Source organism: Cupriavidus sp. 05L310, from assembly GCF_056398185.1.
The window spans coordinates 1-1670 of record NZ_JBFTOX010000151.1 but is presented as its reverse complement, the minus strand read 5'-3'; the positions used below and the strand labels follow the sequence as shown (position 1 = coordinate 1670).

1 protein-coding gene is annotated in these 1670 nt (G+C 68.2%); it reads right to left on the bottom strand.

What is annotated here, in order from left to right; all coding sequences use genetic code 11:
• Positions 1–2: 2 nt before the first annotated feature.
• Positions 3–1670, bottom strand: a 1668-nt coding sequence (gene xsc, locus AC1DS6_RS42525; protein WP_477104795.1) for a sulfoacetaldehyde acetyltransferase, incomplete at its 5' end; no start/stop codon positions are given.

Here is a 1670-nt window from a genome sequence, read left to right as displayed (position 1 = left end):
GCTCAAACGTAGTCCTTGTACTTGTCGAGCATGCGCACGGGCTTGGCGAGCGCATCGCGGCGGAACGGGTCGCCCAGCTCGCGGGTGCACATGATTTCGATGATGGTGGTCTTGCCGTGGTTCATCTGCAGGTCGATGGCGCGCTTGAGCGCCGGGCCCACATCCTCCAGCTTGTCCACCACGATGCCTTCGGCGCCCATGGCGCGGGCGATCTCGGCAAAGCTCTGGTTGTCCAGTTCGCCGGCGACGAAGCGGCGGTTGTAGAAGTCCACCTGGTTCTTCTTCTCCGCGCCCCACTGGCGGTTGTGGAACACCACGGCCGTCACCGGGATGTTGTGGCGCACGCAGGTCATGGTCTCCATCAGGCTCATGCCCCAGGCGCCGTCGCCGGCATAGGACACGGCCGGGCGGTGGGGTGCGGCCACCTTGGCGCCGATGATGGTGGGGAAGGCATAGCCGCAGTTGCCCCAGCTCATGGCGGCGAAGAAGCTGCGCGGCTTGTTGAAGCGCAGGTAGCTGTTGGCCACCGAGTTGATGTTGCCGATGTCGGTGGAAACCATCACGTCTTCCGGCATGGCCTTCTCCAGCTCGCGCAGGACCTGGCGCGGATGCAGGTAGTGGCCGCCGGTGGGCGTGCGTTCCTGCTTCTGCTCCTCGATCATGTCCAGGCTGTAGGGGTCGCGCTCGTGGGTCCACTCGTCGAGCTCCTTCTCCCASGCGGCCTTCTCGGCGGCGATCTGGCCGGCGCGGTCTTCGCGGGAGGCGTCGCACGCCAGCGTGCGTCCGGCCAGACGCTCGGTCAGCGCCACGGCGGCGGCCTTGGCGTCGCCGCAGATGCCCACCGAGATCTTCTTCACCAGGCCAAGCATCTTATGGTCGGCATCGATCTGGATGATCTTGGCGTTCTTGGGCCAGTAGTCCATGCCGTGCTGGGGCAGGGTGCCGAACGGTCCGAGGCGCGAGCCGAGGGCGATGACGACGTCGGCGCGGGCGAGCAGCTTCATGGCCGCCTTGGAGCCCTGGTAGCCCAGCGGGCCGCACCACAGCGGGTGGCTGGCGGGGAAGGAGTCGTTATGCAGGTAGCTGTTGACCACCGGGGCGCCCAGCCGCTCGGCCAGCGCCTGGCACTCCGCGATGGCATCGGCCATGACCACGCCGCCGCCGGAGATGATGACGGGGAACCTGGCCTGCGCGAGCAGTTCGGCGGCTTCGTTCAGGCGYTGGTYGCCGCCGGGGCCGCGGTCCAGGCGCTGGGGCTGGGGGATCTCGGCCTTGATCTGTCCGTAGAAGTAGTCGCGGGGGATATTGAGCTGGGTGGGGCCCATCTCGGCCATGGCGCGGTCGAAGCAGCGGCCGGTGAACTCGGCCATGCGGGCCGGGTGGGTGACGTGGCCCTGGTACTTGGTGAACTCCTGGAACATCGGCARCTGCTTGGCTTCCTGGAAGCCGCCCAGGCCGATGCCCATGGTGCCGGCTTCGGGGGTGACGATGACCACGGGGCTGTGGGCCCAGTAAGCGGCGGCGATGGCGGTGACGCAGTTGCTGATGCCGGGGCCGTTCTGGCCGATGACGACGCCGTGGCGGCCGGAGACGCGGGCATAGCCGTCGGCCATGTGGCCGGCGCCCTGCTCGTGCACGACGGGGATCAGGCGGATGCCGGCGGGGGCGAA